General features: G+C 62.2%; 33 protein-coding genes. 18 read left to right on the top strand and 15 right to left on the bottom strand.

What is annotated here, in order from left to right:
• Positions 1-149: 149 nt before the first annotated feature.
• The 8 genes from ACWTU8_RS24710 to ACWTU8_RS24675 all read right to left on the bottom strand — a co-directional run bounded on the left by ACWTU8_RS24710 (position 150) and on the right by ACWTU8_RS24675 (position 6,621).
• Positions 150-1,226 carry a 5-(carboxyamino)imidazole ribonucleotide synthase gene (locus ACWTU8_RS24710; RefSeq protein ID WP_455850216.1) on the bottom strand — a complete coding sequence of 359 codons (1,077 nt, stop codon included), beginning with the start codon at positions 1,224-1,226 and terminating at the stop codon, positions 150-152.
• Positions 1,223-1,720 carry a 5-(carboxyamino)imidazole ribonucleotide mutase gene (gene purE / locus ACWTU8_RS24705; protein WP_065011353.1) on the bottom strand — a complete coding sequence of 166 codons (498 nt, stop codon included), beginning with the start codon at positions 1,718-1,720 and terminating at the stop codon, positions 1,223-1,225. Before purE ends, ACWTU8_RS24710 begins: the two co-directional genes overlap by 4 nt.
• Before the next feature lie 104 nt (positions 1,721-1,824).
• The gene (locus ACWTU8_RS24700) at positions 1,825-3,030 is read right to left on the bottom strand and encodes an aminotransferase class V-fold PLP-dependent enzyme (RefSeq protein WP_455850215.1); all 1,206 of its coding nucleotides are present in this window, start codon (positions 3,028-3,030) and stop codon (positions 1,825-1,827) included.
• Between the two features lie 25 nt (positions 3,031-3,055).
• Positions 3,056-3,517: a RidA family protein gene (locus ACWTU8_RS24695; protein WP_455850214.1), complete on the bottom strand. Its 462-nt coding sequence runs from the start codon at positions 3,515-3,517 to the stop codon at positions 3,056-3,058.
• Between the two features lie 35 nt (positions 3,518-3,552).
• Entirely contained in the window at positions 3,553-4,347 is a 795-nt protein-coding gene (locus ACWTU8_RS24690) for an amino acid ABC transporter ATP-binding protein (protein WP_455850213.1), read from the bottom strand.
• A 4-nt stretch (positions 4,348-4,351) separates the two neighbouring features.
• On the bottom strand, positions 4,352-5,002 hold the full coding sequence (locus tag ACWTU8_RS24685; RefSeq protein WP_095517947.1) for an amino acid ABC transporter permease: 651 nt from the start codon (positions 5,000-5,002) through the stop codon (positions 4,352-4,354).
• A 1-nt stretch (position 5,003) separates the two neighbouring features.
• Positions 5,004-5,669 carry an amino acid ABC transporter permease gene (locus ACWTU8_RS24680; RefSeq protein ID WP_065011301.1) on the bottom strand — a complete coding sequence of 222 codons (666 nt, stop codon included), beginning with the start codon at positions 5,667-5,669 and terminating at the stop codon, positions 5,004-5,006.
• 70 nt (positions 5,670-5,739) lie between these two features.
• Positions 5,740-6,621, bottom strand: coding sequence for a transporter substrate-binding domain-containing protein (locus ACWTU8_RS24675; RefSeq protein ID WP_127208722.1), 882 nt, complete (start codon positions 6,619-6,621; stop codon positions 5,740-5,742).
• Between the two features lie 120 nt (positions 6,622-6,741).
• Between ACWTU8_RS24675 and ACWTU8_RS24670 the strand changes: the two genes are divergently transcribed.
• Positions 6,742-7,545 (top strand): IclR family transcriptional regulator, encoded by an 804-nt coding sequence (locus ACWTU8_RS24670; protein ID WP_455850212.1) that lies wholly within the window; start codon positions 6,742-6,744, stop codon positions 7,543-7,545.
• Between the two features lie 32 nt (positions 7,546-7,577).
• Here ACWTU8_RS24670 and ACWTU8_RS24665 read toward each other — a convergent pair whose 3' ends face one another.
• Entirely contained in the window at positions 7,578-7,781 is a 204-nt protein-coding gene (locus tag ACWTU8_RS24665) for a YdcH family protein (protein WP_029348759.1), read from the bottom strand.
• Between the two features lie 239 nt (positions 7,782-8,020).
• Here ACWTU8_RS24665 and ACWTU8_RS24660 point away from each other — a divergent pair, with 239 nt between their 5' ends.
• The 5 genes from ACWTU8_RS24660 (at position 8,021) to ACWTU8_RS24640 (ending at position 12,718) form a co-directional block, all read left to right on the top strand.
• On the top strand, positions 8,021-8,206 hold the full coding sequence (locus tag ACWTU8_RS24660; RefSeq protein WP_023797036.1) for a YdcH family protein: 186 nt from the start codon (positions 8,021-8,023) through the stop codon (positions 8,204-8,206).
• Between the two features lie 374 nt (positions 8,207-8,580).
• Positions 8,581-9,834 carry a flavodoxin-dependent (E)-4-hydroxy-3-methylbut-2-enyl-diphosphate synthase gene (gene ispG / locus ACWTU8_RS24655; RefSeq protein WP_455850211.1) on the top strand — a complete coding sequence of 418 codons (1,254 nt, stop codon included), beginning with the start codon at positions 8,581-8,583 and terminating at the stop codon, positions 9,832-9,834.
• Between the two features lie 4 nt (positions 9,835-9,838).
• Complete coding sequence (locus ACWTU8_RS24650) at positions 9,839-10,711, top strand: lytic transglycosylase domain-containing protein (protein WP_455850210.1); 873 nt, start codon at positions 9,839-9,841, stop codon at positions 10,709-10,711.
• Between the two features lie 85 nt (positions 10,712-10,796).
• Positions 10,797-11,534: a class I SAM-dependent methyltransferase gene (locus ACWTU8_RS24645; RefSeq protein ID WP_455850209.1), complete on the top strand. Its 738-nt coding sequence runs from the start codon at positions 10,797-10,799 to the stop codon at positions 11,532-11,534.
• Positions 11,535-11,809: 275 nt separating this feature from the next.
• Positions 11,810-12,718: a LysR family transcriptional regulator gene (locus tag ACWTU8_RS24640; protein ID WP_455850208.1), complete on the top strand. Its 909-nt coding sequence runs from the start codon at positions 11,810-11,812 to the stop codon at positions 12,716-12,718.
• Between the two features lie 25 nt (positions 12,719-12,743).
• Here ACWTU8_RS24640 and ACWTU8_RS24635 read toward each other — a convergent pair whose 3' ends face one another.
• Complete coding sequence (locus ACWTU8_RS24635) at positions 12,744-13,661, bottom strand: polyprenyl synthetase family protein (RefSeq protein ID WP_455850207.1); 918 nt, start codon at positions 13,659-13,661, stop codon at positions 12,744-12,746.
• 79 nt (positions 13,662-13,740) lie between these two features.
• On the opposite strand from ACWTU8_RS24635, the gene ACWTU8_RS24630 reads away from it, so the two are divergent.
• The 3 genes from ACWTU8_RS24630 (at position 13,741) to ACWTU8_RS24620 (ending at position 15,478) form a co-directional block, all read left to right on the top strand.
• Entirely contained in the window at positions 13,741-14,511 is a 771-nt protein-coding gene (locus ACWTU8_RS24630) for a biosynthetic peptidoglycan transglycosylase (protein ID WP_455850206.1), read from the top strand.
• Between the two features lie 138 nt (positions 14,512-14,649).
• A complete protein-coding gene (gene rpmF / locus ACWTU8_RS24625; RefSeq protein WP_029348751.1) occupies positions 14,650-14,832 on the top strand; it encodes a 50S ribosomal protein L32 in 183 nt (60 codons plus the stop codon).
• Between the two features lie 244 nt (positions 14,833-15,076).
• Entirely contained in the window at positions 15,077-15,478 is a 402-nt protein-coding gene (locus tag ACWTU8_RS24620) for a hypothetical protein (protein WP_029348750.1), read from the top strand.
• A 236-nt stretch (positions 15,479-15,714) separates the two neighbouring features.
• On the opposite strand, the gene ACWTU8_RS24615 is transcribed toward ACWTU8_RS24620, so the two are convergent.
• Together ACWTU8_RS24615 and ACWTU8_RS24610 are read right to left on the bottom strand one after the other, a co-directional pair.
• Positions 15,715-15,948, bottom strand: coding sequence for a hypothetical protein (locus ACWTU8_RS24615; RefSeq protein WP_029348749.1), 234 nt, complete (start codon positions 15,946-15,948; stop codon positions 15,715-15,717).
• 78 nt (positions 15,949-16,026) lie between these two features.
• Positions 16,027-16,554: a winged helix-turn-helix transcriptional regulator gene (locus tag ACWTU8_RS24610; protein ID WP_455850205.1), complete on the bottom strand. Its 528-nt coding sequence runs from the start codon at positions 16,552-16,554 to the stop codon at positions 16,027-16,029.
• A gap of 96 nt (positions 16,555-16,650) precedes the next feature.
• Between ACWTU8_RS24610 and ACWTU8_RS24605 the strand changes: the two genes are divergently transcribed.
• From ACWTU8_RS24605 to ACWTU8_RS24580, 6 genes are all read left to right on the top strand, one after another.
• A complete protein-coding gene (locus tag ACWTU8_RS24605) occupies positions 16,651-17,532 on the top strand; it encodes an alpha/beta fold hydrolase (protein ID WP_455850204.1) in 882 nt (293 codons plus the stop codon).
• Positions 17,533-17,692: 160 nt separating this feature from the next.
• Positions 17,693-18,037: an ArsR/SmtB family transcription factor gene (locus tag ACWTU8_RS24600; protein ID WP_455850203.1), complete on the top strand. Its 345-nt coding sequence runs from the start codon at positions 17,693-17,695 to the stop codon at positions 18,035-18,037.
• A gap of 10 nt (positions 18,038-18,047) precedes the next feature.
• Positions 18,048-18,263 carry a hypothetical protein gene (locus ACWTU8_RS24595; protein ID WP_455850202.1) on the top strand — a complete coding sequence of 72 codons (216 nt, stop codon included), beginning with the start codon at positions 18,048-18,050 and terminating at the stop codon, positions 18,261-18,263.
• Complete coding sequence (locus ACWTU8_RS24590; protein ID WP_455850201.1) at positions 18,260-18,502, top strand: SRPBCC domain-containing protein; 243 nt, start codon at positions 18,260-18,262, stop codon at positions 18,500-18,502. Before ACWTU8_RS24595 ends, ACWTU8_RS24590 begins: the two co-directional genes overlap by 4 nt.
• A gap of 43 nt (positions 18,503-18,545) precedes the next feature.
• A complete protein-coding gene (locus tag ACWTU8_RS24585) occupies positions 18,546-19,154 on the top strand; it encodes a glutathione S-transferase family protein (RefSeq protein ID WP_455850200.1) in 609 nt (202 codons plus the stop codon).
• 72 nt (positions 19,155-19,226) lie between these two features.
• Entirely contained in the window at positions 19,227-19,601 is a 375-nt protein-coding gene (locus ACWTU8_RS24580) for a nuclear transport factor 2 family protein (RefSeq protein WP_455850199.1), read from the top strand.
• A gap of 137 nt (positions 19,602-19,738) precedes the next feature.
• On the opposite strand, the gene ACWTU8_RS24575 is transcribed toward ACWTU8_RS24580, so the two are convergent.
• The 3 genes from ACWTU8_RS24575 to ACWTU8_RS24565 all read right to left on the bottom strand — a co-directional run bounded on the left by ACWTU8_RS24575 (position 19,739) and on the right by ACWTU8_RS24565 (position 21,576).
• A complete protein-coding gene (locus ACWTU8_RS24575) occupies positions 19,739-20,026 on the bottom strand; it encodes an ArsR/SmtB family transcription factor (RefSeq protein ID WP_065011314.1) in 288 nt (95 codons plus the stop codon).
• A gap of 31 nt (positions 20,027-20,057) precedes the next feature.
• The gene (locus ACWTU8_RS24570; protein WP_455850198.1) at positions 20,058-21,305 is read right to left on the bottom strand and encodes an MFS transporter; all 1,248 of its coding nucleotides are present in this window, start codon (positions 21,303-21,305) and stop codon (positions 20,058-20,060) included.
• Positions 21,306-21,381: 76 nt separating this feature from the next.
• Positions 21,382-21,576 (bottom strand): DUF1192 domain-containing protein, encoded by a 195-nt coding sequence (locus ACWTU8_RS24565; protein ID WP_455850387.1) that lies wholly within the window; start codon positions 21,574-21,576, stop codon positions 21,382-21,384.
• Between the two features lie 187 nt (positions 21,577-21,763).
• Between ACWTU8_RS24565 and ACWTU8_RS24560 the strand changes: the two genes are divergently transcribed.
• From ACWTU8_RS24560 to ACWTU8_RS24550, 3 genes are all read left to right on the top strand, one after another.
• Positions 21,764-22,777, top strand: coding sequence for an NAD(P)H-quinone oxidoreductase (locus tag ACWTU8_RS24560; RefSeq protein ID WP_455850197.1), 1,014 nt, complete (start codon positions 21,764-21,766; stop codon positions 22,775-22,777).
• A 132-nt stretch (positions 22,778-22,909) separates the two neighbouring features.
• A complete protein-coding gene (locus tag ACWTU8_RS24555; RefSeq protein ID WP_065011316.1) occupies positions 22,910-23,050 on the top strand; it encodes a DUF1127 domain-containing protein in 141 nt (46 codons plus the stop codon).
• A gap of 422 nt (positions 23,051-23,472) precedes the next feature.
• Positions 23,473-24,168, top strand: a complete 696-nt coding sequence (locus ACWTU8_RS24550) for a DUF1013 domain-containing protein (RefSeq protein ID WP_287086603.1) — start codon at positions 23,473-23,475, stop codon at positions 24,166-24,168.
• Positions 24,169-24,231 lie beyond the last annotated feature (63 nt).

Raw genomic sequence — 24,231 nt, 5'->3', positions numbered from 1 at the left:
CGCTCGGAAAGCGCGCCTCTCAACTTGTGCGTGGCTCATAAACGAGGAGCCTTGCCCGTGTCAACCGCAGCATGCTTCATGGATGAAGCCAGTGTGGCGGATTTTGAGTTTCTGCTCTATCTACGGCAGTAGAGGGGCGCCCCCTAGCCTCAACGGTGACGGCTCATTCGCGTAAAATGGCCCATCTTGCGGCCGGGACGCGCTTCGGCCTTGCCGTAGAGATGCAGCATCAGATCGGGCTCGGCGAGCAGGGCCGGGACGCGCAGGACATCGTCGCCGATCAGGTTCTCCATGACGCAGTCGAGATGGCGGCCGGGATTTCCCAGCGGCAGGCCGGCGACGGCGCGAATGTGCTGCTCGAACTGCGAGACAATGCAGGCGGCTTCCGTCCAGTGGCCGGAATTGTGGACGCGCGGCGCGATCTCATTGGCCAGCAGCGCGCCGTCGGCAAGGACAAAGAACTCGATGCCGATGACGCCGACATAATCGAGCGCCGCAAGTATTTTTGCCGCCGCCGCCTGCGCTGCAGCGGCGGTTTCGGACCCTATCCTGGCCGGCAGGGTCGAGCTGTGCAGGATGCCGTCACGGTGGACGTTTTCTGCCGGATCGTAGGCGGCGAGCGAACCATCCATGCCGCGCGTCGCGATCACCGAAATCTCGCGTTCGAAGTCGACGAAGGATTCGAGGATCAACGGTACGTTGCCCATCGCCTCGCAGGTGCCGGCAAAGCCGCCCGTTTCCATGTTGCGGAACACGCGCTGGCCCTTGCCGTCATAGCCCATGCGCCGCGTCTTCAATATGCCGCTGCCGTCGAACTTTTTCAGCGCCGCCGTCAACTCGTCGTCATTGTCGACGGGACAGAAATCTGCCGTGGGAATGCCGATGCCGTTGAGGAATTTCTTCTCCGCCACCCGGTCCTGCGCCACTTCCAGCGCGCGCGCCGGCGGATAGACCGGGACTGTGACGGCAAGCGCGCTGGCGGCCATGACCGGCACGTTCTCGAACTCGTAGGTGACGACGGCGCTGACTGCCGCCAGTTCGGCGAGCGCAGCCGTGTCGTCATAGGCGGCGGCAATCTGCCGGTTGGCGACCTGTGCCGCCGGGCAATCCGGCTGCGGCTCCAGCACGACCGTGCGGTAGCCGAGGCGGGCGGCGGCCATGGCCAGCATGCGGCCGAGCTGGCCGCCGCCGATGATGCCGATGGTCGATCCGGCAGGCAGGCTCATGGCGTGTCCGTGGGCTCTGCGGCGACCTTGGCGGTCTGGGCGGCGCGCCAGGCATCGAGCCGGGCGGCGAGCTTTTCGTCGGTCAGCGCCAGCACGGCCGCGGCCAGAAGGGCGGCATTTGTGGCGCCCGCCTTGCCGATGGCCAGCGTGCCGACCGGGATGCCGGCCGGCATCTGCACGATAGAGAGCAGCGAGTCCTGTCCGGAAAGCGCCTTCGATTCTACCGGTACGCCAAAAACGGGAAGCGGCGTCATCGCCGCCGTCATGCCCGGCAGGTGCGCCGCACCGCCGGCGCCGGCGATGATCACCCGAAAACCGGCGGCCTTGGCGCCCTTGGCGAAGTCATAGAGCCGGTCGGGAGTGCGATGAGCCGAAACGATCAGCCGCTTGTGCGGGATGCCCAGTGCCTCCAGCGTTTCGGCGGCGTGGCGCATCGTCGCCCAGTCGGACTGGCTTCCCATGATGATGGCGACGTCGGCGCGGTGATCGTCCAAGCTTCTGCTCCCGGCGGCAAAGGCGCGCATTTAGCGGACTTCGGGATCGACGGCAAGCATGCGATGCCTTTGCGCAGCATTCGGGCGCATGGCGCCATCGTTACCTAATCCGGCCAGCGCAAGGCGCCGGCGCTATCCTTGCGAGCCGACTTCATGGCATCCGCAGGACGGTCACTTGCGCTCAACACTGCCCGCAGGCGCTCGGCGACGATCTCCGCCTCGCCAGGATGAAGGTTGCAAGGGTCGAGGAAGAAGTGACCGCGCTCGACCTCGTGGTTGCGTACGATAACGGGAGGCGAATCTGCCGCCAGCGCCGAGGCAAGGCCAGCGGCGGTGAACCTGCTTTCGGGCTTAACAAACACCTGCAGGCGGTCGAGCGGATTGCCGGTCGGATCGGGAATGACATGCGCGGCGATACCGGGCAGCCCTTGCAATGCGTCTCTCCACAGATGCAAAGCCACTTCTTCCCGCTTCCGGATGCCGGCATGGTCGCGTCGCTCCCAGGCCTCCAGGGCGGCCATGGTGCCGGCGATGCTTTCCTTGCCGATTTTCATCGCCCGCGCAACGCCACGATTCTGCAGATAGGCGGCCCGCACCAGATCCTTGCGCCCGGTGACGATGCCGCTTGTCGGTCCGCTGAGGAATTTGTGCCCGCTATAGACGACGATGTCGGCGCCGCGTGCGAGAAAGCCGCGCAAATCGTATTCGGAGGCGGCGTCAACGATCACCGGGACGCCCCTGGCATGGCAGATTTCACAGAATTCCTCGAGCGAAAGCATGCCGTATTGCACGGTGTGATGCGCAACGACATAGAGGCCTGACGCGGTACGGTCGTGAATCGCCTCGCGCACATGATAGTCCTGCGTCACGCTGACAGTGCCGGCCGGTACGACCCTGGCCCCGGCAAGCCGGATCGACTGGTCGATCGGCGCGCCGTAGTTGACGATGTGGCCGAGCTGGACGATGACCTCCGACTTGAGGCCCTCCGTGTCGTCCGGCAGCCGCTCGATCGCGAGTAGGTTGGTGCCGGTCATTGTACCGGCAATGGCCATGGTGATGCCGCTGGCGCAGCAAGCCGTGACGAAGCCGGCCTCGCCTCCTGTGAGGCGCGCGACGACCGTGCTTGCGGCGCGTTGCAGGTCGTCCATCTCCACCCACTGCGACGCGATCTCCGACATCGCGGCTATCGCTTCCGGGACGATAATCGAGGCGCCGAGCGCTGTCATCGTGCCGGAAACGTTGATGATCGGGCGGAGGCCGAGCCGTTCGCGAATTATGGTGTTGGAGCCGTTTGCCGAATAGGTTTTCATTTTTGCGGATCCCATTTGGTAGACATCAGGCGGCGATCTCGACCACCGCCTCGATTTCGACAGTGATGTTGCCCGGCAATGAGCCGACACCGATCGCCGAGCGGGCGTGCCCGCCGATATTATCAAAGACAGCGGCGAAAAGATCGGAGCAGCCGTTGACCACTTGCGGATGGTCACTGAAGGTCGGAATGGCGTTAACGAAGCCAAGCAGCTTGACGACACGCACGATGCGGCCGAGGTCGCCTGCCGCGGCATGCATGACGGCGAGCAGGTTCAGGCCGGTGAGACGGGCATGCCTATAGGCCTCCTCCACCGTGACGTCCTCGCCCACCTTGCCCGTACAAAGTGTGCCGTCGGCGCGCAACGGCCCCTGGCCGGAGAGGAAGATCAGCCGTCCGCTTTCGGCGTGGGTGACAAAGTTGGCGATCGGCGCCGGCGGCTCGGGCAGCGTCAGGCCCAATTCGGCGAGCCGGATGTAAGGCGTCATGAAAGGCTCCTTGCGACAGCTTTCGCCGTCCGATGTCAGAAATGCGAGGCACGAAACCGCGCCAGGAAACTGCGGAGACGCTCATTATCGATCTCGGTGCCGAGAATCTCGGCAGGCGGGCCTGCGGCGCTGACGCCGCCATCCGCCATGAAGACGATGCGGCTCGAGGCGTCGCGCGCAAAGGCCATCTCGTGCGTGACCATCACCATCGTCATGCCGTCCTCGGCCAGGCTGCGCACGACCTCGAGCACCTCGCCGACGAGTTCCGGGTCGAGCGCGGATGTTATCTCGTCGAGAAGCAGGATTTTCGGCTCCATCGCCACCGCCCGGGCGATGCCGACACGCTGCTGCTGGCCGCCGGAAAGCTCGGCGGGCAGGCTGTCGGCCTTGTGGGCGAGGCCGACCCGGCCGAGCCAGTGCTCGGCAATGGCACGTGCTTCGGTACTGCTCTTGCCGCGCACCTTGCGCAGGCCAAGCATGATGTTGCCGGCCGCCGTCAGATGCGGAAACAGATTGAAACTCTGGAACACCATTCCGGTTTCGGCGCGCATCTTCGCCAGGTCGCGCTCGCTGCGGCGCTGGCGTGTTCCCGCGTCGCGGAAGCCGACCTCCTTGCCGTCGATGCGGATGGAGCCGCTGTCGTAGCTCTCCAGGAAGTTGACGCAGCGCAGCAGCGTGGTCTTGCCGCTGCCGGAAGGTCCGATCACAGTCACCACCTCGCCGCTTGTCACCTGCAGGCTGACGGAGCGCAGGACCTCGACGGATCCAAAGGATTTGGAAACGTCGGAGATGTCGAGAAGCGCCGGATTGGCGGGCGGGGCGATGGACATCTTGCTATTCCCGGATAAAGGAGAAACGCCGCTCCAACCGTCGGCTGGCCAGGGAGAGGGCGTAATTGACGACGAAGTAGATGACCGCACCGAGGATGTAGAGCGGCATCGCCTCGTAGGTGCGGCCGATGACCTGGTTGATGGCGTGCATCAGGTCGGTGATACCGAGCAGCGAGACCAGCGCGCTGCCCTTCACCGCATCGGTGACGCCATTGATCCAAGGCGGCAGGAAGCGCCTGAACGCTTGCGGGAAGATGACGTAAGCCAGTCGCTGGCGAAAGGTCAGCCCGATCGCCATCGCCGCTTCGGACTGCCCCTTCGGTATGGAACCGACCGCACCGCGCAGATACTCGATGACCTGCGCCGTCTTGAACAGGGTGAGTGCCAGCACGGCTGCCCAGAAGGATTCCAGATGGATGCCGACGGCAGGCAGGCCGTAATAGACGAAGAAGATGAGCACCAGGATCGGAATGCCGCGTATGGTGTCGCTGAAAATCCGCACCGCCCAGCGCAGCGGGGCCGGGCCATAGACAAGACCGACGCCCATCATCACGCCGGCGACGAGCGACAACACCACGACCAGCAGCGACACCCATAGTGTCACGGCAAAACCCTGGGCCAGGAAAGGCAAGGCATAGGCGATCTGGCCAAGCATCCTAATGCGCCGCCCTGAACCGGCGCTCGACAAGCCGAAGCGCATAAAGAAGCGCATAGCCGGTCAAGAGGTACATCGCCGTCACTACAAGATAGACCTCGACGATGCGGAAGGTGTTGAAGTTGATCCACTGGGCGCCGTAGGTGAGCTCGGGCACCGAAATGACCGAGGCAACGGACGTGTCCTTGAACAGCGACAGGAACGTGTTGGAAAGCGCGGGCAGCGTTATCCGCAACATCGTCGGCAGGCGCACATGGACCAGCCTTTGCCAGGGCGTCAGGCCGATCGCCTTGCCGGCGTCGAGCTGTCCGCGCGGAACCGCTTCGAGCCCCGAGCGGAACACCTCGACCAGATAAGCGCCGCTATAGAGCGACAGCGTGGCAATGAATGAGGTCTGCGCGCTGTAGGCGATGTCGACCACCGTCGGCAGGCCGTAGAAGACGAGATAGACGAGCAGGATCAGCGGCACGTTGCGGATGAACTCGACATAGGCGGCGATGACGGTCCGCACCGCACGCCCGGCCGACACGTACCAGACCGCCAGAAGCAGCCCGATGACGATGCCGATCGCGATGGAGATCACGGCCAGCTCGAGGCTGAGCAGCAGCCCTCCCCAGAGCTTGTCGAAATGCCGCCAGATCAGGTTGAAATTTAGGGTATAGCCCATGTGTCCCTGTGATATCGAGGGCCGTCGACGAGAAGGAGGCGGAAGGGTGCGGCCCTTCCGCCAGCTTGCATCAGATGACCGGGAAGCCGGGATGGCGCGCCGGCGGCTCCTGTCCGAAATAGTCCTTGAATGCAGCGTCATAGAGCGCCGTCTCATGGCCGAACATGGCAGTGGTGAAGGTCGTGTTGACGAAGGTCAGCCAGTCGAGGTCGCCTTGCCGAAGTGCGGCGCCGTAAAGCATCGAGAACCAGCTCTTGCCGGCATCGAAGTATTTGTCCGGATTACGCGAGGCGAGCCAGCGGACCGTCGACAGATCGACGGCGGCGCCGTCGACGCGCTTCGATTCCAGTGCCTGCAGCACGTTGGCCTGCGTGTCTATCTGCATCACCTGCGCCTCCGGCAGGACGATTCGCACATTTGCCTCGGCATCGACGTTCTGCAGGATGGAAATCCGTGTCGCCGAACCGCCGGCAAGCAGCTTGTCGAAGGTCTTGTTTTCGGCGTTCGGAAGAGTCAGCAAGGCGATGCCTTCGACGTAATAGGGCCGGGAGAAGTGGATCAGCTGCGAGCGCTGGGCGGTCATGGTCATGAACTGGATCGAGATGTCGACCTTGTTGGTGGTCACGTTCGGAATGCGCTGTGCCGGATCCTGCATGACGAATTCGACCTTGGTCGTATCGTCGAAAAGTCCCTTGGCAAGAATGCGCCCCATGGTGATATCCATGCCGACCAGCTCGCCGGCATCGTTTTCGAAGTGCCAGGGCGCGTTGGTGCTGCCGGTGCCGACGATCACCTTGCCGCGCTCAAGAACGGTGCGCAGCAGGCTGTCGGGTGCAGCTTGCGCTGCCGCCTTCTGAACATCGATCGTTGCTGCTGCGCCCACCACTCCGGCCGTTGCAAGCCCTGCCATTCCCAGTTTCAGAAATTCACGTCTTTTGGATGTGTCGTTCACGGCGACCTCCTTCGTGTCGTGTTCCCCTTGCCGATACATGCGTCAGTGATCTGCTGGATTGTCTCTTACAAAAGACACATGTATCCTGTACAAGACAGATACTATCATCAGGAATCAGTAATGCAAGATGGCAATGCCTTGGCAGCGCGGTCGGAAGCTGGTCCGGACGAAGACAAGGTTGCGAGTTCCCGCGAGAAGGGTCTCAACCGGGTGCTCCATATCCTAGAGTTTCTTCACGCGAACCAGCGAGCGATCGGGATTGGGGATCTCGCCAAAGGAGTGAATGCGCCACGCTCCACGATCTACACGCTTGTGCGCTCGCTCGTGGATGCCGGCCTGCTGGAAATGGCCGTCGACGGCAATCGGGTCTATTTCGGGAAGAAGCTTTATCTCTACGGAATGGACTATGTGCGCGGCAACGACTTGCTCAGGAGAGGGCGTCACGAAGTCGACAATCTGTCGCGCGAGACAGGCGAGACCTCTGAATTGTGCATGCTGCAAAGCGGCCGCTATACGATTGTCCATTCAAGCCCGGGCACTAGGCCGTTCCGGATCAGTTCGGCCACAGGTCTGCAGATCCCGCTTCCCTGGACCGCGTCCGGGCGATTGCTTCTCGCCGGTTTCGAACGGGCCGTGATCGAAGACATGGTGTCTGAGGACGATCTCGTCCTGCCGGACGGCCGGAGATTGCTGCTGGACGACTTCATAAAAGACATCGTCACGGCCGGGGCTGCCGGCTACTGTGTGACCTCCGGTCTTGTCGACGCCTATACAAAATGCCTGGCCGCGCCGGTGTTTTCAGCTGCCGGCAAGGTCGAGGCGACGATATGCCTGGTGGTTCCCATCGACACTTCCGAGGAGAAGACCGGCCATCTCATTGCCCTGCTGCGCGAACGCGCCGCAAGGCTTTCGATCGCGGGATGAGCAGGATTTGCCGCGACGGTAAGTCGATTCTCTCACGCGATGATGTCGGGGATGATCCGGTCTTCCAGCGCCATCAGCCGGTCTTTCAGGAAAAGCTTTTTCTTCTTCATGCGCTGGATCTGCAGAGGGTCGCAGCCGATGGCGATCATCGCGTTGATCGCCGCGTCAAAATCGGCGTGCTCTTGCTTCAGCCGAGAATATTCGAGGCGGATATCGGCCTGTTCCTGTTCGGACATTATCTACCGTCTGCACGTCTGCGGCGCCCAAAAATGGGCCTGATTGGGCGGGGCCGGAGGTATCTTGCACCGGCGCGCAGCCAATACCACATTTCGTATTGTCGTGGAATGCTACCACGCAGCATTCGACATCGACGCCCGATAGTGGCAAACTGTCATTATGCCGTCACAGAAGCGAGCCTGCGGTGGACGCGCCTTGACGGCTGCAATCGAGGAAACCATGAAAGGGAGAACCAATCATGTCTCTTGCATCCCATCTTGATGAGCTGCAGCGGAAACACGGCGACATCGAACGCGAAATCGATGATGCGATGAACCATCCATCGGTCGACGACCTGGAAATCGTGAATCTCAAGCGGCGCAAGCTGGCACTCAAGGACGAGATTGAGAAATTGAAGGCGAAACCGAAACCCACCACGCACTGACGCTCATCTACAGCGCCGCGCGTCCTTTGGACGCGCAAAGGGCGCTGTCGTGCTTCTGATTTTGGCGCATGATCCTTTCCGAAAATCGTTTCGATTTTCGGGGTCATGTGCGGGGTGCGCGCTTTGCGCGACCATCTTCTCCGGTGGCAACCAATGCCGCCGGAGCATTTCCTTTTTTGTCCGGCGGTCGATTTGACAGGTCTGCCTGCCTGTCGCCATTGACAAGCCATCTTTGCTCCTCCACCTCATGCCGGGACCTTCTACGGCGCCGCGCGTCCTTTCGGACGCGCAAACGACGCTGTATTTTGATTTTTGCGCATGATTGTTTCCGGAAACCGATTCCGGAATTCGGCGCTAACAAAGGGCAGCCGGCCATGACCGGATATTTTTCTTCACCCTTCCCGCGCCGTACATCGGTCGGTGTCGATGTCGGCGGCGTGATGGTCGGCGGGGGTGCGCCTGTCGTCGTTCAGTCGATGACCAACACCGACACCGCCGACGTCGACCAGACAGTCGCTCAAGTTGCGGCGCTGCATCGCGCCGGCTCCGAGATCGTGCGCATCACCGTCGATCGCGACGAGAGTGCTGCCGCCGTGCCCGCCATCCGCGAGCGGCTCGAACGGCTCGGCATCGATGTGCCGCTGGTCGGCGATTTCCACTATATCGGCCATAAGCTGCTCGCCGACCACCCGTCTTGCGCCGAGGCGCTGGCCAAATACCGCATCAATCCGGGCAATGTCGGCTTCAAGGACAAGAAGGACCGGCAGTTCGCGGCGATCGTCGAGATGGCGATCCGGTACGACAAGCCGGTGCGCATCGGCGTCAACTGGGGGTCGCTCGACCAGGAGCTTCTGACCCGGCTGATGGACGACAACCAGCGCCAAGGCTTTCCGCTGACCGCGCAGGAGGTAACGCGCGAGGCGATCGTGCAGTCGGCGATCCTTTCGGCCGAAATGGCCGAGGAGATCGGCCTTGGCCGCGAGAAGATCATCCTGTCGGCCAAGGTCAGCGGCGTGCAGGATCTGATCGCCGTCTACACCGAGCTTGCCACCCGCTCCAACCACTCGCTGCATCTCGGCCTCACAGAGGCCGGCATGGGTTCGAAAGGCATCGTCGCCTCGTCTGCGGCGATGGGCATCCTGCTCCAGCAAGGCATTGGCGATACGATCCGCATCTCGCTGACACCGGAGCCGAATGGCGACCGCACGCGCGAGGTGCAGGTGTCGCAAGAACTCCTGCAGACCATGGGTTTCCGGCAGTTCGTGCCGATCGTCGCCGCCTGCCCCGGCTGCGGTCGCACGACCTCTACCGTGTTCCAGGAACTCGCCCAGAATATCCAGGCGGATCTGCGCAAGAACATGCCGGTGTGGCGTGAAAAATATCCCGGCGTCGAAAACCTCAAGGTCGCGGTGATGGGCTGCATCGTCAACGGTCCAGGTGAATCCAAGCATGCTGACATCGGCATTTCGCTGCCCGGTACCGGCGAGACGCCGACGGCGCCGGTGTTCGTCGACGGCAGGAAAGCGGCGACGCTGCGCGGCCCTTCGATTGCCGCCGACTTCGAAAAAATGGTCGCCGATTATATCAAGCAGCGGTTTGGGCAACCTGGCAAGGCCGCGGCGGAGTAGGTCGGTGCGGCGCTTCCCCTGGGCGACGCCGGTTTTGCTTGGTGGATTGGTTTTGCTTGGCGGGCTCGGCTGGGCGACAGCCGCCCACGCCGATCCGCCCCGCCCCGCCAAACAGCGGCTGCTCGACCGGGTTTGCAACCTGATCGAGGCCCATGCATATCAAAACGGCCTGCCCAAGGACTTCTTTGCCCGGCTGATCTGGAAAGAAAGCCGCTTCGATCCCAATGCGGTCAGTCCGGTCGGCGCCGAAGGCATCGCCCAGTTCATGCCGGGTACCGCCAAGATACGCGGCCTCGCCAATTCCTTCGATATCGAGCAGGCCATCCCGGCTTCGGCAAAATATCTCGCCGAAATGAAAACCGGCTTCGGCAATCTGGGCCTGGCCGCCGCCGCCTACAATGCCGGTGAAAGCCGGGTATCGCGCTGGCTGAGTTCCGGTGGCTTGCTGCCGATGGAGACCGAAAACTACGTTCTGGACATCATGGGCGAGCCGGCCGACAGGTTCACCGACATCGCCTATGCCGGCACCATCCAGCCGCTCGACAAGAAAGCGAGCTTCGCGGTCGCCTGCCGCAAGCTGCCGGTAATCAAGTCCAGAACCGTGGCCATGGCGTCGATCAATATCAAGCCGTGGGGCGTGCAGGTGGCCGGCAATTTCCGCCGCGCCGCGGCGCTCAGTCAATGGAATGGTGTGAAGCGCCGGTTTCCGGACTTGCTTGGCGGGCATGATCCGGTGGTCAGCCGGGTGCGCACGCCGATCGGCAGACGCGGCATCTATGCGGTCCGGATCGGCGCCGACTCCAAAGCCAAGGCCAACAACATCTGCCAGAAACTGCAAAGCGTCGGCGGTGCATGCATTGTGGTGCGCAATCGGTGATGGGTAGCGACCGATTTGCCAAGAAACCGCCGAAGCTGCGCATTCACGAATTCTGCCGCTCTCTGGCTCCAGCTATAGGCCCACAATGACCGACCTTCTTTACAGCGATCCCGACCTCGTCCAGTTCTATGATATCGAGAACGAAGGTGGCGTGGACTTCGACTATTGCGTCGGCTTTGCCAAGGACGCGGGCTCGGTTCTCGATCTCGGCTGCGGTACCGGGCAATTGGCCGCCGCGCTCGCCGATCGGCGCAGCGTGACCGGCGTCGACCCCGCGCCGGCGATGCTCGACATCGCGCGCCGCAGAGCCGGCGGGCAGAGGGTCGACTGGGTCGAGGCCGATGCGCGCAACGTCCGGCTCGGACGACGCTTCGATCTGGTGATTTTGACCGGGCACGCCTTCCAGGTGTTTCTGACGCCAGAAGATCGAGAGGCGGTGCTTGCCACGATCGCTGCTCATCTGGCTGCCGATGGGCGCTTCATCTTCGACACGCGAAATCCAGCCACGGAGGAATGGCTCGAGTGGACGCCGGACCGGTCCGAACGGGAACTGAGTCATCCAAGATTGGGCACTGTAAGAGCGTGGAACGATTTTCGGCGCGATCCCGCTACCGGCGTCGTCACTTACTCGACCCACTACGTCATCTCCGATAGCGGGCGGGTGCTCAGCGCCGAATCGAAAATAGCCTTCCCGGTAAAGGAAAGTCTTGCGCAGATGCTGGACGAGACCGGGCTGGTCGTCGAAGCATGGCTCGGCAACTGGCGTGGCGAGCCATACGGTCCGACATCGCCGGAAATCATCCCGATCGGCCGGTTGCGCTAGCCCGGACGTTGCTTCGCTTGAGCGGTTCCCCATCCTTTGACGTGACCGACTGAGCACGCGGATAATACGAAGACATAACCGGCCAATTGCGGCGCTGCGCTGGCGACGTGCCCACCGATGCAACTCGTGAGCATCGCGCAGATTTGGCTGTTCTGATCGCATCGCACCTCCTCGCCGGTATCTTGGATGCTGAAGAGGAAAATCATATTATGTATCGCGCGTGCCGATAATCCATGATAATTTCCGTTCATCTGTGACGAATTGGAATAGATGACATGGACCGGCCAGAAACGATGGGTGTATTCCTGTCGGTTGTCGAGGAAGGCGATTTCTCGGCGGCGGCACGCCGGCTGCGGATGAGCCCATCGGCCGTCAGCAAGATCATCGGGCGGCTTGAGTCCCGCCTTGGCGTGCGATTGCTGCAACGCTCGACGCGGCGCATCAGCTTGACGGCGGAAGGCAGCACCTATGCCGATAGCGCTCGCCGTATCCTGAACGACATCAAAGAGGCTGAAATCGCGATTCAACCCGGCGCAGAACCGCGCGGCCGGCTGCGGGTCAGTCTTCCAAGCGCCTTCGGCCATCGTTTGATCGTGCCGATGTTACCGGCCTTCATCGATCGCTACCCTGCCATCGAGCTCGAGCTAATGTTCACAGATACGATTGTCGACCTATTGGCTGAGGAAACGGACGTCGCCGTGCGCGTTGCCGCCCAGAGCGATTCCAGGCTGGTGATGCGGCGGCTGGCGCCCAATCACCGTGTCATTTGCGCGTCAGCTCGGTATCTCGAAAAACACGGTATCCCGATGACGCCAGGCGATCTTCAACATCATACATGTCTTGGCATCACATCACGCGGCGGCCTCAACATCTGGGAATTCGATGGCCCGGACGGTCCGCAAAGCATGCGTATCCGCAGCCCGATAGAGGCCAACAGCACGGAAGCGCTACGCCGGCTGGCGCTCGCCGGTGTCGGCATCGTCCGCATGTCGGAGATATTGGTTGGACCGGATATCAGAGTAGGCAGACTGACCGCATTGCTCACCGGATACAATCATCATGACGGACCACCAATCTGCGCCGTCTATCCGCCTGGCCGAATCCTGTCGCCGCGTGTGCGCGTGTTCGTGGATTTCCTGGCCGAACAATTCGCCAACCCTCCTTGGCTACACGGCGCGCCATAGGACGCGAGTACAACTTGGAACAGCGTCAGCTGTTGCGGGCCGCCACGAATTCGGCTGCCTGCTTCAGAAGCACGGCCTCGTCGCCATAGGGATGAAGCAAGGCGTGGGCCTGGTCGACGAGGCGCTGAAGCTGGTCCCGCGCCCAATTGGGGCCGTGCAGCGCCACCAGCGTCGCCTTGCCGGCGGCTGCATCCTTGCCGGTTGCCTTGCCCACTTGGTGCGCGTCCGCCGTCAGGTCGAGCAAATCGTCGGCAAGTTGAAAGGCAAGCCCGATCGCGGAGCCGAATTCCGCCAGTCTTGCACGGTCGGCCGCTGGCGCGCCGGCAAGGATTGCGCCCGCCTCGCAGGCGAAGCGGATCAGTGCGCCGGTCTTCATCGCCTGAAGCCGGATGATGCCTGCCTCATCCGGCCTGATACGCTCGGCTTCGAGATCGAGCATCTGGCCGCCGACCATGCCGCCAGCTCCGGCAGCGCGGGCCAGCGCCAGCACCAGCGCCGCCCGTCGCTCAGCCGGCAGCATTGTCGCTTCGTCGGCAATGATGTCGAAGGCGAGCGCCAGCAAGGCGTCGCCGGCGAGGATAGCGGTCGCCTCGTCGAAGGCCTTGTGCACGGTCGGCTGGCCACGGCGTAAATCGTCGTCGTCCATGGCCGGCAGATCGTCATGGATCAGCGAATAGCAATGCACGCATTCGAGCGCCGCCGCCACGCGCAGCGCCGCCTCGCCGTCCGCGGAAAACAGCGCGGCGCTTTCCATGACCAGGAAGGGGCGCAGGCGCTTGCCGCCGTTCAGCACGCCGTGGCGCATCGCCTCCATCAGACGTTGCGGCCGCGCGATCTCGCCTGAGAGCGGGCGGTCGTCGAGCAGTCGCCTGAGCAGCGCCTCAACCGGACCTGTGCGCGCGACAAGCGCTGCCTCGAACGGCATTTGATCGTCTTTCGTCATGCCGGGGACCGGTAGCCGACACTCAGACGTTGCGCAAGAAGCCAAGCGCCATTATGCCGGGGGCAGGGAGCAGCATGGATTGAGCGGCTTGGCGGAACCGATCGTCGATCACGAAACCGAAGGGCTGGACATGGTGGGGCCGAAACGCGGCAACCGCATCGGTCTCAAGCGTTGGCCCCGGTACTGGGTCCGGCGCGGTATCACCGTCGCCGTCGTGCTGGCGCTGATGCCGGTGGTGCTGACCTTTCTTTATCTCCCGCCGTTCGTCCATCCGGTATCGACACTGATGCTGAAGGATCTGGCGACGTTTTCCGGCTATGACCGGCGCTGGGTCTCGATCGACGATGTGGCGCCGGCGCTGGCGAATTCGGTCATCATGTCGGAAGACGGGCAGTTCTGTTTCCATCGCGGCATCGACCTTGGCGAGTTGAGGGGCGTCGTCGACGATGCGCTGGCCGGCGAGATGACGCGCGGCGCCTCGACCATCACCATGCAGACCGTGAAGAACCTTTATCTCTGGTCGCGGCCGCTGGGCTCGGTCCGGAAAGTCGTCGAGCTGCCGCTGGCCGTCTATGTCGACATGGTGCTGTCGAAACGGCGCATCATGGAAATCTATCTCAATATCGCCGAATGGGGGCCGGGCATCTATGGCATCGAGGCCGCCGCCCAGCATCATTTCGGGGTTTCGGCAAAACGATTGTCGCGTCGCCAGGCGGCGCTGCTTGCCGTCACCTTGCCGAACCCAATCGCGCGCAACCCGGCGAAGCCCGGACCGGGGCTGAGACGGCTGGCCGCGCTGATCGAGCGGCGCGCGGGCCGGTCCGGCGCCTATGTCGGCTGTCTGCGTTAGCTTAAAAAAATTTGCGGCGACGCTGGCCAAAACGGCGCAGGGCGTGTATAGGCACCCGACTTTCTCAGATTCCGGCCCCTGACGCGGCCCTTTCACGAGGGCAGCCGGGGCATTTTGACCATGTAATGGAGCATATCCATGGCCGTACCGAAACGAAAAACCTCTCCGTCGAAGCGCGGTATGCGCCGTTCGGCCGATGCCTTGAAGGCCCCGACCTATGTCGAGGACAAGAATTCCGGCGAGATGCGCCGCCCCCACCATATCGACATGAAGACCGGCATGTATCGCGGTCGCCAGGTTCTGGAGCCGAAGGAAAGCTGAGAACGCTTTCGACGGTTTTGTGACTCCCGAAGACCGGCCATCGCGCCGGTCTTTTTGCATTTGGCGGAGATGATCGCCCACCGAACCAATTTCAGAGAGCTCAGCAGCCGTACCGGACGGCAGCCGTGCCGGCTGAGATTGTTATTTCGCACGGTCTTTGTCCGTGTTCGCGGTCGCGTACGAAAATTCTTGACGGCGAACGCCGAGCGCATACTAGAGAAGGTTGTCCAACCGGAGCCTTCTGATGTTCGGTGCCATCCCGCTGCTGATCGTGCCCTTCGTCCTTTATAATCTCGGGCTTCTGGGAATATTCGGCGGCGGCGACGATCCCTGGGCAAGCCAAATGTTCTCGATCCGCATGATGTCGGGCGGGGTGTTCTCGATGACGCTCGGCGATCTGATCGTGCTGATCGGGCTGCTTCTCTTCTTCATCGAAATCGTAAAATCGACGCGCACGACAAACGCCTCGATCATGGATCACCTGTTGTCGACTTTCGTCTTCGTGGCGTTCCTGGTCGAGTTCCTGCTGGTGAAGGGCGCGGCGCACTCGGTTTTCTTCACGCTGATGGTCATCGCACTGGTCGACGTCCTGGCCGGCTTCTCGGTGTCGATGCGAGCGGCCACTCGTGACATAAACATGGGCTAGAGGGGCCCGGCCTCAACAGCGCCGATGATGGCGCCGGCCTCGTCGCGGATCAGCACCCGCCGGCGACGGGCAGGACACGCCCGCGCCGGCACGTCGGAGACGCCGGCGATTTTCAGATAGGTTATCGAAGATTAGAGCGCAGTGCGACGCGCAAAGGACGGTCTGCAATTTGAATCGCGAAAGCTTCTTTCCGGAAACCGATTCCGGCTTCCAGCATTATGCGCTGCGAACCAGCCCTATTTTTTCTTGGCGCGCGCCGGCTTCTTCACCGGAGCAGCCGGCGCATTGGCGAGGTCTTCCGCTTCCTTGGCAAGGCGGAGCGCCCTCAGTTTGTTGGTCTTTATCTGGCGGGCGTCGCTCTCGGCGACATATTCCGCCATCGCCTTCTGGCGAACCGTGGCTGCCTCTTCCTGCTTCTTGAAACGCAAATCGGCCCGCGCGCGGGCAGTATCCTTAGAGTTCTCAACCAAGGGCTTTTCCAATCCCGTAAATTATAGTTTTCATTCCTTTAATAGCAGAGCCGACCTGCAATGGGGAAAATAAGTTGGTCAGGCGCGGGAATCGCACCTGGCGCCCGGCGCCTTTCGGGCGGCAATCGCCTCATATTCGGCCCGCAGGGTGGCACGCACGGTGGCATCCGGGGGCGTGTCGGAAGGCGTGCCCAGATGTTCGTGGCGCAGTTCGTCCATGAACTTTTCCCACATCGGCGGGCCGCCCTTCTCCAGAAGCTCGGCGCGGATCGAGAGCTCCTCGCTGACAGGCAGCCAGACGCGACCCCAGGCGCCGAGATGCGCCAGGATCGGCACCAGCGTGATCGCCATTTCGGTCAGGCTGTAGATTGCCTTCTGCTTGTGGGTGGGATCGTCCGCCCTGGTCAGCATGCCGAGCTCCATCAGCCGCTTCAGCCGGTCAGCGAGTATGTTGGAAGCGATTCCTTCCAGCGACCCGTTGAGCAGGTCGCGAAAGTGGCGTTTGCCGGCGAAAATCATGTCGCGAAGGATGATCAGGCTCCACCGGTCGCCAAACACTTCAAGCGACAGATTGATCGGGCACCCAGACCGGCGATCGATGCTCATGCGATTCTCCGATAGAAACCGGTTGCATTATCATATCAGTCTTATTATCGTGCAACTGATTGCAAAAAGCAATCGGTTTAGGAGGAGACTGCGAAGATGACGAAGGTAGTGGAACCGGAAATCGCGTCCCAGGCATTTGGCGATCCCGCGCATCCACCGATGCTGCTGATTATGGGCGCCATGGCTTCGATGCTCTGGTGGCCGGAGGCGTTCTGCCGGAAATTGGCCGGCAAGGGTCTGTTCGTAATCCGCTATGACAATCGCGATACCGGCCGTTCGACCAAATATGCGCCGGGCGAACCGCCTTACACTTTCGTCGACATGGCGGACGACGCCATCCGCGTACTAGACAGTTATGGCATCGCGAAAGCGCATGTGGCCGGCATGTCGATGGGCGGCATGATCGCGCAGCTTGTCGCGCTGAAACATCCGTCGCGGGTCATCTCGCTTACGGCGATCAGCACTTCGCCAATCGGGATCGACACGTCGCATCTGCCAGGGACGACCGACGCCTATATGAAGCATTCCGCCGAAGGCGCGAAAGTCGACTGGTCGAACCGTGACCAGGTGGTCGACTTCATGGTCCAGGACGCGCACGCAATCGCCGGCACCGCGCATCCATTCGACGAGAACCTGACGAGGGCGTTCGTCGAACAGGATTACGACCGATCCGGCGGCTTCTTGAGCGCGACCAATCACTTCTTGCTCACGAGCGGTGAAGATCCGGGCGGTGAAGATCGGGGCGGTGAAGATCGGGGCGGCGAAGTCTGGAGGGGTCGCCTGCACGAATTGAAGGTTCCGCTCCTCGTTATCCACGGCACCGCGGATCCGATCTTTCCGGTCGAGCATGGCGCCGCCCTTGCCGAAGCAGTTGCCGGCGCAAGCCTTGTCCGCATCGAAGGCGGCGGCCACGAACTCCATCCCGACGACTGGGCCGCGATCGTTGATGCCATCGTCACCCATAGCCAAGCCAAATAAACGCGGAGCCGGACCTTGACACACTATCTCCGTGGCAATAGTTAAGTAATCGCTTCAGTATTTCGGCCCTCCGTAAAACCACGCAGCGGCGAACCACCAAAGGAACGAGCGAAACTATGCCCTACTTCAAGCTCTTCCCCTGCAACAACGGTTAAGCCCGATGCTGCAAGATAGCGCCCAACTCGACCTGATGTTCCAGGCGCTCGCCGACCCGGCGCGGCGGCACATGGTGGAGCGGCTGTCGCGCGGCTCCGCCTCGGTCAGCCAGTTGGCCGAGCCGCTGGCGATGTCGCTGTCGGCGGTCGTCCAGCACCTGAACGTGCTGGAGGCGAGCGGCCTCGTCCGCACCGAAAAGCTGGGCCGGGTGCGCACCTGCCGGATCGAGCCGAAGGCGCTGAGGACCGCCGAACACTGGATCAACGAACGGCGCCTGAACTGGGAACAGCGGCTCGACCGGCTCGGCGCCTTTCTTGCGGAAACCAAGGACGAAACGGTAGGAAACTGAGGAGGCCAACATGAGCGAACGCTCCGTCGTCCATTCGACCATAGTGCTCGAACGCAGCTACGACGCCTCGCCGGCGCGGGTGTTCGCCGCCTGGTCCGATCCCGCCGCATTGCAGCGCTGGGGCTCGCCCGGCGAGTGGTGGGAAACCAGCATTGACTGCTTCGAGTCCAGGTGGGCGGCATTGCGCTCAGCCGTTTCGGACCCAAGGGCGGCGAGAGTTATGTGAACGAGACGCGCTACCTCGACATCGTGCGCGACCAACGCATCGTCTCGGCTGGCGGCATGACCAGCAGCGGCCAGCGATTGTTTGTCGGCCTGCTGACGGTTGAATTCCGTCGAGAAGGCACAGGCTGCCGGCTGGTGATGACCGAGCAAGGCGCCTTTCTTGATGGCCATGATCAGCCCGAAAACCATCAGGCCGGCTGGAGCCAGATGCTCGACAACCTGCGGGTAGAATGCGCGTGAGCGCCGCAGCCCAAGCCAAGACCAGCAGAATTGGGAGGATAGTATGAAACTCTACTGCGGCATCGGTCCGAATTCCTACCGCGTTCGCATCTTCATGGCTGAGAAAGGCATCGACGTTCCGCGGGTTAATGTCGACCTCACAAAAGGCGAGCACAAGGCGCCGCAATTCCTTGAGCTGAACTCACTAGGCCAGATTCCCGTGCTCGTGCTCGACGACGGCACGGTGATCACCGAATGTATCGCCATCTGCCGCTATCTGGAGGCGCTTCATCCGACGCCGGCACTGTTCGGCTCGCACGCGGTCAGCCAGGGCAAGGTCGAAATGTGGAACCGCCGCGCCGAGATCGAGATCTTCGGAACGATCGGCAGCATTGCCCAGCATTCCGATCCCATGTTTGCGGAGCGGCTCGTGCAGTTCCCGGCTTTCGCCGAAACGCAGCGAGAAGCCGTTCCGGCAAAGTGGGCGTGGCTCGACCGGGAGATCGCCGATGGCCGTCCGTTCATCGCCGGTGACCAGTACTCCGTCGCCGATATCACCGCCGCCGTCGCAGCGTGGCTTGGCGCTTTCTTCGGAACCGACATTCCGGACGCGCTCGTCAATGTCCATCATTGGCTCGACCGTGTTCAGAAACGTCCAAGTTGGAACGCTTAGGCTGCCCGACACTGTTTCAATGGGACGATGTGCGGCTCAACGCCAGCACCTGAATCCAAAGGAGCTTTCGCCATGCCTGTCAAAATCAGATCGGACTTGATCCGCAGGTACTTCGCCGCCTACCAGGCCAACGACCGCAGCGTCATTGAGGCGGTGCTGACAGACGATTTCACCTTCACCAGCCCTTACGACGACGCCATCGACCGCGCGACTTACTTCGCGCGCTGCTGGCCAAACAGCACACTGTTCAAGTCGATCGCCGTCGAGAGGATTTGCGAGGACGGCAACGATGCTTTCGTTCTCTATCGCTGCGAAACGCTCGACGGCAAGGTCTTCCGCAACACCGAACTGCATTCGTTCCAGGACGGTAGGCTGCGCAGCGTCGAGGTTTATTTCGGCGCTACCTACAAGGACGGCGTTTTCGTCACGCAACAACCATTGAGCTAGCTCATCGGCTTGCCAGGCGATAGGACCGAGCAGGGATGCCTTCTCGACAGCCACGATGATCTCGGCACTCGCAAGCATGACACAGGCGAGCTGCTCGACGCGCTTTGTGCGCCACGGCCAAGACGTCACGGCGCAACTCAGTTTCCTGGCGAGCCAAGCTGCTCGGCATCCCAGAACTGGTCGAGCCAGATGTTGAGCTTCAGGAAGCCGGCATTGCTGACCGTATAGACGCGCCTTGTCCCTTCCGGCTTGGCATTGACCAGTCCGGCGTCGAGCAGCACCTTCAGATGCTGCGAAACAGCCGGACGCGAGACCGGCAACCCGGCGGCCAGTTCGTTGACGGTCTTCGGGCCGCGCCGGAGCTCTTCCAAGAGATAGCGCCGGTTGGGATCGGCAATCGCCATGAAGGCGTCGGAAAACATCATGCCTTATTTGTGGGGCAAAGTTTTCTAAATCTCAACCGTTGGTTTCAGGCTTTCTGCGCGGATCGAGCCGCAATGCTTCCGGCGTGATCGAGCGCTCGGCCGGTTGCGTCTTGAAGGCGTCGCGGTCTTCGATCGGCACCGGCGCGCGCCGGCTGATGCGCAGCAGTGTATAGCCCGCCAGGCAAAGATGCGCGAAGGCCGTCGCAAGGAACAGGCCTTCCGGCCGCATCCAGCCCATCAGGCCGGCGGCCAGCAGCGGACCGATCATCGTGCCGAAACCATAGAGCAGCAGCAGGCCGCCCGACACTTTGACGAAATCCTCGGCCCGGGCGTGGTCGTTGGCATGGGCTACGGCGATCGAATATAGCGTATACGCAAAGGCGCCGTAGGCGGCGGTGCAGACGATGACGAAGACGCCGGAGCGCGGTTCGAACAGGAAGACCGCGAGGGCGAACAGCGCCGCGCCGAAGGCCAGGCCTGCAAGCACAAAGCGGCGGTCGGTCTTGTCGGAAAGACGCCCGGCCGGAAGTTGCATGGCTGCGCCGGCAACGACCACCAAGCTCATCATCAGCGCGATCTCGGCCGTGGAAATGCCGATACGGGCGCCATAGACGGCACCAAGCGTGCCCCAGGCGCCGTTAGCGATGCCGATCAAAACGCAGGCGATCGCCGACACCGGCGAATTGGCATAGAGCCCCTTGACGTCGAGCGAGACGTCCTGCAGCGGCTTGGGGTGCGAAGCCGTCGACACCGCGGTCGGAATCAGCGATAGGCAGAACAGGATACCGGTGATCATGAACAGCGAGGCCGACTTCACGTCGCCGCCGGCAACGATCATCTGGCCGCCCATGATCGAGGCATAGGTGACCATCATGTAAAGACCGAAGACGGTGCCGCGGTTCTCGTTGGTGGACTTCTCGTTCAGCCAGCTTTCGATGACCATGAAAGCGCCGGCCATGGTGAAGCCGGTGAAGGCGCGCAGCAGGATCCAGACATATTCGTCGATGATCAGGCCGGTGAGCAGTGCGACGATGGCTCCCGATGCCGCAAAGGCGCCGAAAGCGCGTACATGACCGGCTCGACGCACGAGGCGCGGCGCAAAGAAGCAGCCGGTGACGAAGCCGCCGGCCCAGGCCGTGCCCATCAGGCCGAGCGATGCGGTCGAGAAACCTTCCAACTGGCCGCGCAGCGGCAACAGCAGCCCGTGCAGTCCGGTCGCCGCCAGCAGGAAAGCGGTGCCGCGAAGCAGCGAGAGGATCGGTCGGTAGCTTGCAAACATTTAGCTGATCCGGCTGGAATTTAGGGAGGGTCTGAAGTTTCGAGCTTTTCGCCGGCGGGCGCTTCGGCTCTGGAAACTATTCGCGGCGGAACAGCGCCTCGGCCGCTGATTTGGTGGTGCTCTTGGTCTTGAGCTCGGCTTCGAGACGGGCGATCTCGTCGCGCAAGATGGCGATCCGCTCGGACAGTTCATCGACGGAAAGCAGCGACAGATCCTGCCCGATCTCATGCGGGCGGGCTTTCTTTTTGGGTTCGTCGTCGAAGATCGCCATCGTCGCTCCTCGCTCATGCGCAAAAAAATTAACTGCTGCCTCTGCGCGTCCAATTCGAACGCCCGACGCTGCAGTGGCCATTTGCCTGATTTGGCAATCAGCATACATAGGGCAGGGGCATGGATGCAAACAGTCGGCAAGAAAACCGGCAGCTGGATGAAACTGGCGAAGCGAGACGGGAAAATTCATGGCGAGTGGACAGAACAAAATTCCGGCGAAGATGACGGCCATTGCGATTTCGGAACCCGGCGGACCGCGAGTGCTGAAACCGGAAACGCGCGACGTGCCCGTGCCCGGTCCCGGCGAAATCCTGATCCGGGTGCGCGCTGCCGGTATCAACCGGCCGGATGTGCAGCAGCGCAAGGGCGTCTATCCGCCGCCGCCCGGTGCGTCGGACCTGCCGGGCCTCGAAGCGTCGGGCGAAGTTGCAGCCCTTGGCGACGAGATATCACGGTGGCGTGTCGGCGACCGGGTCTGCGCGCTGACACCCGGCGGCGGCTATGCCGAATACGTCAAGGTCCATGCCGGCAGCGTGCTGCCGCTGCCCGCCGGCTTTACCCACACGGAAGCGGCGGCGGTACCGGAAAACTACTTCACCGTCTGGCATAATGTCTTCGAGCGCGGCGGCCTGAAGGGCGGCGAGACGCTGCTCGTCCATGGCGGTTCGTCCGGGATAGGTACCACGGCGATCCAGCTCGCCTCGGCCTTCGGCGCCTATGTCATCACCACCGCCGGCAGCAAGGAGAAATGCGACGCTTGTCTGAAGCTTGGCGCTAACCGCGCGATCAACTACCGTGAGGAGGATTTCGTCGCGACGGTCAAGGACGCGACCGGCGGCAAGGGTGCCAACGTCATCCTTGACATGGTCGGAGGCGACTATGTGGCGCGAAACTACGAGGCCGCGGCGGTGGAAGGCCGCATCGTCCAGATCGCCACGCAGAGCGGGGCGGTGGCAAGCGCCGATTTCTCGAAGATGATGGTCAAGCGGCTCACCCACACCGGCTCGACGCTGCGGCCGCGCACCGTCGAATTCAAGGCGGCGATCGCCGCGGCGCTGGAGGCGCAGGTGTGGCCGCTGCTCGGCACCCGCAAGGTAGCACCCGTCATGGACATGATCTTCCCGCTCAAGGAAGCGTGGCGGGCGCATGAGCGAATGGAGGACGGCGACCACATCGGCAAGATCGTGCTGGATGTCGGCTGACGGTCGGCAAACAAGCTGAACAAAGGCTTAATTGTGCAATGCAACAAACGCATTGCGGCCATGCAAAAGCGTCTGTTCAACTTTTCATCAACGATGCCTATTTGAGCGGCATCGAAACGATGGAGGACTACCATGAACCCGATCCGTGCTTTCCGTAACTGGCGCATGTACAATGAAACCGTGCGCGAACTGAACCGCCTGAACGCCCGTCAGCTCAACGACCTCGGCATCAACCGTGGTGACATCGAGAGGATCGCCCGCAAGGCGCTTTGATCTCAAGCGTGATCTCGCCTGAAAGCATCAAGCCGCTTTTTCGGGACGTGGTGCTTCGGTCCGAGATCATGCTTTAGAAGCCAGAGCCGCAGCAGACGGGTTTCCCGTCGCCGGTTCCGAGCCCGCTGGACCCTGTCCGGCGGGTTTTGTCGTTTTGAAGTCCGTGCAGCAGCAGCTGCGATGATAGATCGGTGCCACGAAGGCGCCGGCAAGATGCTGCAAAAAGCTCCACGCCCCCAGCGGCGCAACACTCCCACAAACTTCTGCATTCTCCGGTCCTGCAGCCATGCTTACGACAGTACCTTCCAAAACCGTTGCGAAACGGCAACGGAGTGGTTATATACGCAGCGAATTTCCCATTTTGGTGGCTCTAAAACCACCGCCCGCGCGGGAACGCGGGCGAACGAGAAGGATATCTCATAATGGCCAATACGCTGCTGATGCCCAAGGCGACCGCCGTCTGGCTGGTCGACAATACCGCGCTCTCCTTCGAGCAGATCGCGCAGTTCTGCGGGCTGCATCCGCTCGAGGTCAAGGCGATCGCCGATGGCGAATCGGCGCAGGGCATCAAGGGCATGGACCCGATCATGACCGGCCAGCTGACGCGCGACGAGATTGCACGTGCCGAGAAGGACCCGAACCATCGGCTGAAGCTGTCCGACCCCAAAGTGCGGGTGCCGGAGTCCAAGCGCAAGGGTCCGCGCTACACGCCGCTGTCGAAACGCCACGACCGGCCCAACGCCATCCTCTGGCTGGTGCGTAACCATCCCGAGCTGAAGGACGCGCAGATCGCGCGCCTCGTCGGCACCACCAAGTCGACGATCGACCAGATCCGTGACAGGAAGCACTGGAACTCGGCCAATCTGCAGCCGATGGATCCGGTGACATTGGGTCTCGCCTCGCAGATCGACCTCGACATGGAAGTCAACCGCGCCTCGCGTGGCCGCGAGCAGGCACAGCCGGCCGGCGACACGCTGCTGCCGGCGGCATTGACCGAGCGCCTGGTGCCGGCGCCGGAGAAGCCAAAGGACGAGGATACGGAGCTCGATGCCAACGCCGTCTTCGCCAAGCTTTCGGCGCTGAAGTCGAAGGACGAGGATAAGGACGACGAGGAGTAGGTGAGGGCACCTGCCTTCTCCCCTTGCTTGTGGGAGAAGGTGGATTGCGGCACAGCGCCAAGA

It is taken from the genome of Mesorhizobium sp. BHbdii (genome assembly GCF_053848045.1).
This window is presented reverse-complemented; position numbering and strand designations above follow the sequence as displayed.